Source organism: Streptacidiphilus melanogenes (assembly GCF_000787835.1).
Lineage (GTDB): Bacteria > Actinomycetota > Actinomycetes > Streptomycetales > Streptomycetaceae > Streptacidiphilus > Streptacidiphilus melanogenes.
Genome location: NZ_BBPP01000009.1, coordinates 142,456 through 150,681, shown reverse-complemented (window position 1 = coordinate 150,681; position 8,226 = coordinate 142,456). Strand labels below are relative to the sequence as shown.

Annotated in this window: 6 protein-coding genes and 1 pseudogene; 3 read left to right on the top strand and 4 right to left on the bottom strand. The window is 72.8% G+C overall.

All coding sequences use genetic code 11. The annotated features are described in order from the left end of the window. Window positions 1-583 (top strand): annotated as a pseudogene (locus TR49_RS13040) (hypothetical protein); the annotation flags it as partial. Window positions 584-772: 189 nt separating this feature from the next. Here the strand turns inward: TR49_RS13040 and TR49_RS13035 are convergent. Then, window positions 773-1,630: a DMT family transporter gene (locus TR49_RS13035; RefSeq protein ID WP_042381113.1), complete on the bottom strand. Its 858-nt coding sequence runs from the start codon at window positions 1,628-1,630 to the stop codon at window positions 773-775. A 153-nt stretch (window positions 1,631-1,783) separates the two neighbouring features. Between TR49_RS13035 and TR49_RS13030 the strand changes: the two genes are divergently transcribed. Continuing rightward, entirely contained in the window at window positions 1,784-1,996 is a 213-nt protein-coding gene (locus TR49_RS13030) for a hypothetical protein (RefSeq protein ID WP_174501571.1), read from the top strand. 18 nt (window positions 1,997-2,014) lie between these two features. Here the strand turns inward: TR49_RS13030 and TR49_RS13025 are convergent, their stop codons facing one another. Next, window positions 2,015-2,977: an Lrp/AsnC family transcriptional regulator gene (locus tag TR49_RS13025; RefSeq protein WP_042381276.1), complete on the bottom strand. Its 963-nt coding sequence runs from the start codon at window positions 2,975-2,977 to the stop codon at window positions 2,015-2,017. A gap of 135 nt (window positions 2,978-3,112) precedes the next feature. Between TR49_RS13025 and TR49_RS13020 the strand changes: the two genes are divergently transcribed. Then, window positions 3,113-4,735 (top strand): amidohydrolase, encoded by a 1,623-nt coding sequence (locus TR49_RS13020; RefSeq protein ID WP_042381112.1) that lies wholly within the window; start codon window positions 3,113-3,115, stop codon window positions 4,733-4,735. 10 nt (window positions 4,736-4,745) lie between these two features. Here the strand turns inward: TR49_RS13020 and TR49_RS13015 are convergent, their stop codons facing one another. Both TR49_RS13015 and TR49_RS13010 read right to left on the bottom strand, forming a co-directional pair. Then, window positions 4,746-5,579, bottom strand: a complete 834-nt coding sequence (locus TR49_RS13015; protein ID WP_201776179.1) for an SAM-dependent methyltransferase — start codon at window positions 5,577-5,579, stop codon at window positions 4,746-4,748. Between the two features lie 83 nt (window positions 5,580-5,662). Then, window positions 5,663-7,624 carry an APC family permease gene (locus tag TR49_RS13010; protein WP_084724852.1) on the bottom strand — a complete coding sequence of 654 codons (1,962 nt, stop codon included), beginning with the start codon at window positions 7,622-7,624 and terminating at the stop codon, window positions 5,663-5,665. Between the last annotated feature and the right edge of the window lie 602 nt (window positions 7,625-8,226).

Here is an 8,226-nt window from a genome sequence, read left to right as displayed (position 1 = left end):
GCGCACTGCGCTCGTCCAAGCCGTCGCCGCGCAGGCGCGTCGGGAGGCGGCGGAGGCCGGGCAGCCGGTCGGGGGACAGGCCGCGGACGAACTCGACCAGACACTGCGCGCCGTCCTCGCCGACGACAACGTGGCCGAGCAGTTCGCCGCAGGCCGACTCACCCACGGCCTCGCCTCCGGCAGTACGCTCGCGGACCTGCCCGCGGGCGCGCCCGCACGTGCCCGGGGCCGCCCGTCCCCGCCCCTCGGGCAAGAACCGGTCCGGGCGGGCGGGCAGGAGCGGCGGCTCGCCGAGGCCGAGCAGGTACTGCACCGACTGGAGGCGGAGGAGCGCGCCGCCGCCACCGCCCTCGACCACGCCCGCACACAGGCCGAGCACGCCACCGAGCAGCGCCGCGCGAGCCAGGAGCGGCTCCGGCAGGCGGAGCAGGCCCTGGACCAGGCGCGCGGCGCACTCCGGTCGGCCGAGGACGACGCCGCGCGGACCCAGGACGAGCTGGCGGCGGCCGGGAGACGGGCCGAGCAGCTCCGCGCCAGGCTGGAGGAGCAGCAGGTCACAGTCGACGGCCTGCGGCAGGACTAGGCCTGTCGTGTGGACCGCGCCGGGCGCGCGACGGCAGGGCACGATCCCCAGCCTTCGGCCGGGGGTACCCCCGCCTCCGCCTTGCGATCCGCGCACCCTGACGCCGCGGCCTGATCCGGCCTGATCCGCACGACAGGCCCTGTGCACGCGGGGCACCGGAGCCGCGGGCCCCGTCGTCGTGAGCGTGCGTCAGTCGGTCGAGGCGCGGATGTGCGGAACGGCGCGCGTGAGGGTGAGGACGCCAGCGATGATCATGGCGATGCCTGCGACTTCGGGGATCACCCACCAGCCCGTGCGGATGGTCTCACCCAACAAGGTGATGCCGAGCAGCAGGCTGACGGTGGCGTCGCCGATGGTCAGGGCCGGCTGCGAGGCGGCGAGGGAGCCGGCCTGCAGGGCGTTCTCCAGCAGCAGGACGGCGCCGATGCCGGTGAGGGCGAATCCGTAGGTCTGCCACGTGGTGAGGAAGGCCGACAGGCCGTGGTCGGAGAAGGTCCCGGTCGCCGACTTCAGCAGGGCTGCGGTGAGCGCGTTGCCGACGGCGGCGGCGGTGCCCAGGCTCGTGGCACGGAAGAGCGCGGAGTCGGAGCGCGCCGCCGCCAGGACGGCTGCTGCGATGAGGCCGAGGCAGACGGCCAGAGCGGGGATCCAACGGTCCATGGGCGCCTGGCTGGTGCTGCCGGAAGGCGCGGCGCTCCCCAGCAGCAGGGCGAGGCCGAGCACGACCGTCGCCACGCCGTACCAGCCGGCGGCCGGTAGCCGTCGGTGCAGCAGCGGCGCCGCGATCAGGAGGGCGAAGGGCAGTTCCAGGATGAAGATCGGCTGGACCAGGGCCAGTGGGCCGAACGTCAGGGCCAGGGCCTGAAACAGGGCAGCCCCGATGACTCCGGCGATGCCGGCGACCCAGGCCGGCCGGTGCGCCAGGGCCAGCAGCAGCCTGAGGCCGCCGCCGCGGGTGACGGTGGCGGCCGCCTTGCGCTGGAAGGCGGTACCGGCCGCGTTGCTGGCCGCTCCGAGGACGGCGAAGACGACGGCGAGGACGAGCACGACGGGATTGCTTCCCTTCGACGGGTCCGGTCGACCGGCACGACCGGAAAGCTGCTCCGGACGGCCGTAGCCCGCATGGCGCGGGCGAGGCGTGACCCGCGGGAAACGGGGCAGGCGCGCGGTATGGATGCTGAGAGTGCACACCGGCCGCATGTGGTGGTTCAGCCCGTCGAGGTGGAGACGGACGGGAGACCCTTTCGGCGGGTCGACGTTCTCGGGCAGGCTGTCGGGCACGCGTACGCCACGGCCGACGTGGCGGAGTTCATGGACCGTGCGGGCCTGGACACGGCGCTGGTTCACAGTCCGGGCGTCGTGGAGTGGCGCGGTGGCGGCCCGGACTCCTGGGAGCGGCGCGCCCCTTCGTGAACCGCCTCGCCCCAGCGGTCACAGGCGGGTGAGGCCGGTGCGTTTGACCGTCGCCAGCAGGGGAGTGGTCTCCACCGTCGTGATGCCGTCGACGGGACCGACGGTGGTGACCAGAAAGGCATAGAGGGCGTCAAGATCGGTCGCGGCGACGGCGATCAGGAGGTTGGCCGGGCCCGTGGTGGCGGCGGTGAACCGGACCTGGGGGTGGACGCTGAGCGCCTGCGCCGTCCGGTCCAGCGCGCCGGGCTGTACCGAGAGCCACAGCAGTGCCTCGGCCTGCGCGCCGAGCAGGGCCAGGTCGACCTCGGTGGCGAGGCGCAGAACCTGCCCGCGCACCAGCGCTTCCAGACGTCGGCGGGCGGTGAGCGCGGTGGTGTCCGCGCGGCGGGCGAGGTCGGTGTAGGTGGCGCGGCCGTCCTCGGTCAGCGCGGTGATCAGAGCCGCGTCGGCGGGATGGGACGTGACGCCGGTCGCCGTGGCGATCGGTGGTCGGGACGTCAGCCGGGCTGTCTCCTCGGGCGTGAGCAGGCCGGCGGTCCAGCGGAACGCGGTCGGGAAGACGCGCAGCAGGGTGTGGGCGGTCCACGCGTTCACGGCCTCGGTGGCGGGCAGGTCGCGCAGCAGGAGGGCGTTGCGGGCGTCCGGGCCGTCGAGGAAGAAGACCGCCGAGATCTCGTCGCCGCCGCCGAGAATGTCGACCCAGACGGTGTCCGGGCGGCGGGCCAGGGCCGCGGCGACGGTTCGGATCTTGTTGGGGCGGCAGCGGATGCGCAGGGCGAGCGGGATCAGCCCGGGGAAGTGCATCGGGTTGCGGACCACGGTGGCGCGCAGGGTGCCGTCGGCGTACAGCGGTGCCGCGCGGCGGACGACGGTTCGTTCGGACAGGCCGAGACAGCTGCTGATCTCGCGCCAGCCGGCCCTGGGGGAGGCCAGCAGGACGGCGGCGATCCGGCGGTCCGTCTCGTCCAGTGACTGGCGCATGATCTGCACTATAGGCGGCCTTGGTGTCGTGTTTCCTCGCTCGAAGGCATCCGCAGTGCGGGAATCGGCGGCGACGCCCCTAGAACGGTCTCGTCAGCGCAGGACCTGCGAAGTGAACCGAGGCGGAGGAAGAACATGACCGAGTACGGTGCCGATCTGCTGATCCGGGCCGAGGCCGTGCACACCCTGGTGCCGGGACAGGCTCCGCAGCGAGCCCTGGCCGTGCGGGGCGACCGCATCGCCGCGCTTTCCCGGGACCCGAACGGCCTCGACCACCTGGTGACCGCGAGGACCGTCGTCCAGGACCTGCCCGGGGCGACGGTCCTGCCCGCCTTCGACGACACCCACACGCACCTGATCTTCGCCGGGCACAGCGCGCACGACGTGCCCGTCCACCTGGCCCGCACGATTCCCGAGTTCCTGGACCTGATCCGGGAGCGCGCCGCGCGCACCCCCGAAGGGGAGTGGATCCGCACCACCACCAACTGGCAGGAGCTCAACCTCGCCGAGCGCCGCATGCCCACCGCGGCGGAGCTCGACCGGGCGACCGGCCGGCACCCCGTCCTGGTCAAGCGCGGCGGCCACAACGACGTCGTCAACACCTACGCGCTGCGGCTGGCGGGCGTCACCGAGGACACGCCGGTGCCGCCCGGTGGCGTGATCGGCCGCGACGCCGACGGCCGCCTGAACGGCCGACTGATCGACAACGCCCTCGGCCTGGTGGAACGGTTCGTCCCGGCGGCGGACCGGGCCCGGCGTATCGACGGGCTCCGCGTCGCGAGCGGCCAGTACGCCGCCACCGGCATCGGCACCGTCCGCGACTGCGCGGTCTCCCTGGACGACTACTCCCTCCTGCTCGCCGCCCACGAGAGCGGCGTCCTGCGCACCCGCGTCCGCGCGCTGGTCTCGGCCCTCGGCCTGGGCAGCGCGGCGCAGGTGGAGGACCTTCTCGACGCCATGGAGGACTGGCGCTACCGCGCCGATCCGTGGCTTCAGGTGTGGGGAGTGAAGTTCGGCCTCGACGGCGGCCTCGAGGCCGGAGCCACCGAGGAGCCCTACGCCTGCGACCACGCCTTCTCCGGGACGCTCGTCTGGGAACCCGACGCCCTCGTCGAAGCCGTCGAGGCCGTGGTCCGCCGCGGCTGGCGGGTCGGCACGCACGCCTACGGCGACCGTGCCGTCCGCGTCCTGCTGGATGTCTACGAACGCGTCCTGGAGCGCAACCCGGGCCTGCCCGCCAGGACCCTGGTCATGGAGCACGGCGGCCTGGCCGGCGTCGAACAGCGTGCCCGCGCCGCCGCGTTGGGCATTCCGGTGACGATCCAGCAACCGCTGCTGCACGACACCGCCGAGGTCGAGCGCGAGTTCTGGGGCCCAGAGCGCGTGGCCGCGCTCTTCCCCGCCCGGGGCTGGCTCGACCAGGGCGCGCTGATCACCGCCGGCTCGGACTTCCCCGTCGGCCGGTTCGGGGCCATGCGCTCGGTGTGGGGCATGACGACCCGTCAGACCGTCATCGGCGTCCAGGGCCCGGAGCACGCTGTCAGTTACGACGAGGCCGTCGCCCTGCACACCGTCAACGCGGCCCGGCTGCTGGGGGAGGAGCACCTGCGGGGCACGCTCACCCCCGGCCGCCTCGCCGACCTCACGATCTGGGACCGCGACCCCGGCCGAAGCCCCGCCGACGAACTGCGCGACCTGAACCCCACCCACACGCTTCTCGGCGGCCGGGCCGTCCATCACCCCGGGACGAACCACTGACCACCCTGCCTCAGGGCTTGAGGGCCACGCCGCCGAACATCCCGATCCGGTCGTCCCCGGCGAGGACGCGCTCGTCCGGCCGCCACTGAGACAGCATCACCAGGCCGGGGTCGACCGGCTCCAGGCCGTCGAAGAACGCGGAGATCTCCTTGCGGCTGCGCACGGCGGTCCTGACCGACGATCGGGCGTAGGCCTTCGCCGTCGCGTGTATCCCTTCCGGGTCCAGGTCGGCGGTCACCTGCGACAGCACCAGCACACTGCCCGGGGCGACGGCGTCCATCAGGGTGCGCACCGCGCCGTAGGGGTCGTCCTCGTCGGTGACGAAGTGCATGACCGCGACCAGCAGCACCGCGACCGGCCGGTCGAAGTCCAGGCGGGCGCGTACCTCGGGATGCGCAAGGATCTCCGCCGGACGGCGGACGTCCCCGGCGACGACCGTCGTGCCGGACGGCGCGGGCTCCCCGCCGTCAGCGCGGGCGTGTGCCAGGACGATCGGATCGTTGTCGACGCCGACGATCCGCGCGTCGGGGCGCACCGACAGCGCGGTCTCGGCGGTGCTGCCGGGGGCGGGCAGGCCGATGCCGACGTCCAGGAACTGGTCCAGGCCGGTCTCGGCCAGGTGCCGTACGGCGCGGGTCAGGAAGGCGCGGTTGACGCGGGCGAAGTCCCGGACCGGCAGCGACTCCAGGGCCTTCTCCGCCGCCGCGCGGTCGGCCGGGAAGTGATCCTTGCCGCCGAGCAGGTACGAGTAGATGCGCGCGGGCGTGGCCACGGTCGGGTCGACCGTGGACGGCGTCCAGCGCGGGGCGGTCATGTCGCCGTCCAACGGATCCGACTCCGGCACGTCGCCCCCACCCCGTCGACCTCCCGCCGATGAGCTGAGCGTACCCGGTTCACCGTGGAGCCGGGTGCCGCTCCGTCTCGTCGTCAGCGCCGCTTCAGGCCGCCGGGCGGGGGAGGCTCGGTGCCGCCGTGGGTGGCGGATCGCAGCTGGTAGGGGACGCTGGCGACGACGACGCGGCGTTCGAACAAGAGTCGGCCCTTGAGCCGCAGGGCGGACTGGTTGTGCAGGAGCTGTTCCCACCAGTGCCCCAGCACGTACTCGGGGATGTAGACGGTCACGATGTCGTTGGGGTTCTCGGAGCGCAGGCGTTTGACGTGCTCGACGATCGGCTGGGTGACTTCGCGGTAGGGGGAGTCGATCACCGTCAGCGGGACGGGGATGTCCCGTTCCTCCCACTGGGCCATGAGCGCCTGGGTCTCCGCCGGGTCGAGGTCCACGGTGACCGCTTCCAGGCGGTTGGGGCGGGTGGCCATGGCGTAGCCGAGCGCCCGGAGTGTGGGCAGGTGGAGCTTGGAGACCAGGACGACCGCGTAGTTGCGCGAGGGCGGCGTGACCCGCAGGACCGGTGGTGGGGCCAACTCGGTGGCGACGGCGGCGTAGTGGCGTTGGATGGCCCGCATCAGCAGCCAGATGGCGGGCATGGCGAGCACGACGATCCAGGCGCCCTTGGCGAACTTGGTGGCGAGCACGATCACCAGCACGACGCCGGTGAAGGCGGCGCCGATCGCGTTGATCACCCGGGACCGCAGCATGTGCCGGCGGGCTGCGGGGTCGGTGGTGACCGGCAGGAGCCGGTTCCAGTGCCGGATCATGCCGGTCTGGCTGCACACGAAGGAGACGAACACGCCCACGATGTAGAGCTGGATGAGCCGCGTCGGGGAGGCGTCGAAGGCGATCACGAGGAGGATGGCGAAACCGGCGAGCAGCACGATGCCGTTGGAGTAGGCGAGGCGGTCGCCGCGCGTGCGCAGTTGCCGGGGCATGTAGCCGTCCCGGGCGAGGATCGAGCCGAGCACCGGGAAGCCGTTGAACGCCGTGTTCGCCGCGAGGACCAGGATCAGCGCGGTGACCAGTTGGAGGATGAAGAACAGGGGTGAGCCGGCGCCGAACACCGAACGGCCCACCTGGGCGATGACGGTGCGCGGGGTCTGCCCCGGGGGGAGCCCGACCAGGTTCGCCGGGTCCGCGGCGTGCACGTGGCTCGCCAGGGCCAGCGCGGTGACGCCGGCGAACATCGACACCGCGATCGTTCCCAGCAGGGCCAGGGTGGTGGCCGCGTTCTTGCTCTTGGGCGGCTTGAACGAGGGCACGCCGTTGCTGATGGCCTCCACCCCGGTGAGGGCGGTGCAGCCCGAGGCGAAGGCCCGCAGCAGCAGGAAGACCAGGGCCAGGCCGGTGAACGTCCCGGTCGGCCTGACCTGGTAGCCCGCGCTCTCGGCGACGAGCTGGTGCCCGGTCGCGATCTTCAGCACGCCCGCGAGGATCATCAGGCCGACGGCGGCGACGAAGCAGTAGGTGGGGATCGCGAAGGCGACCCCGGACTCGCGCACGCCCCGGAGGTTCAGCAGCATGATCGTCGCGATCACCAGCACCGCGATCAGCACTGCTTCGTGGTTCAGGACGGGGAAGGCCGAGGCGAGGTTCGCCACTCCCGAGGAGACCGAGACCGCCACGGTGAGGGTGTAGTCGACCAGCAGGGCGCTGGCCACCGTGAGGCCGACCTTCGGGCCCAGGTTCTCCGTGGCGACCTCGTAGTCACCGCCGCCGGACGGGTAGGCGTGCACGTTCTGCCGGTAGGAGGCCACGACGACCAGCATCAGCAGCCCCACCGCGGCCGCGACATACCAGGTGAAGTGGAAGAACGCGACCCCGCCGGCCGACAGGACCAGCAGGATCTCCTCGGTGGCGTAGGCCACCGAGGACAGCGCGTCCGAGGCGAAGACCGGCAGTGCGATCTTCTTCGGCAGCGTCGCCTCACCGAGCTTCTCGTTCGGCACGGGCACGCCCACCAGCAGCCGCTTCATCAACCCGACGATCGACAGCATGCGGTCAGGCTATGCCCTGGCAGGCGACACTCCGGGGTCGAGACCCACCCTGGGCCGCGTCCGAGGCGATGCTGCCGCGGGCAGCGAGGCTTCGCTCCGGGCCGAGCGGGTTCCCTTCCCGGCCGGTTCCCTTCCCAACCGGCCTGTGTCCTTCAGTACCGCCGCCCCCGTTCGCGCAGTCGGCGGTTGCGCGCCGCCCGTCGTCGGGCTTCCTCCTGACGCGCCCGTTCGGCTGTGCGCTTGGCTTCTGCATGCTTCCGGTCGGCTTCCGCATGGGCCTGTCGCCGGGCCTCGGCGTCCGGGCCCTCCGCGGCGCGCGGGGGCTGGAAGTGCCTCTGCTCGTCGGACCGCGGAGGGGGCGGCGCGTCCGTCCGCCACGTATGCCCGTCGGACTGCGGCGTGTCCTGCTCGGCTCGTGCGTACGGTCCGGGAGGAAGCGGTTCATCCGGACTCCCGGCCCGGCTGCCGGCGATCCACCGGCGCAACGCGACGCAGGCGACCAGCGGCCCGAGGAGCAGCGAAAGCAGCCACAGCGTGACGACCGTGGGCCAGAGGGTGCGGTGGGACCCAGAGCTCGGCAGAAGCGATCCCAGCAGTGCCAT

Excerpts from the sequence above, each read along its gene's own strand:
- TR49_RS13025 (WP_042381276.1), bottom strand. The coding sequence starts at position 2,977 with ATGCGCCAGTCACTGGACGAGACGGACCGCCGGATCGCCGCCGTCCTG.
- TR49_RS13020 (WP_042381112.1), top strand. The coding sequence starts at position 3,113 with ATGACCGAGTACGGTGCCGATCTGCTGATCCGGGCCGAGGCCGTGCAC.
- TR49_RS13010 (WP_084724852.1), bottom strand. The coding sequence starts at position 7,624 with ATGCTGTCGATCGTCGGGTTGATGAAGCGGCTGCTGGTGGGCGTGCCC.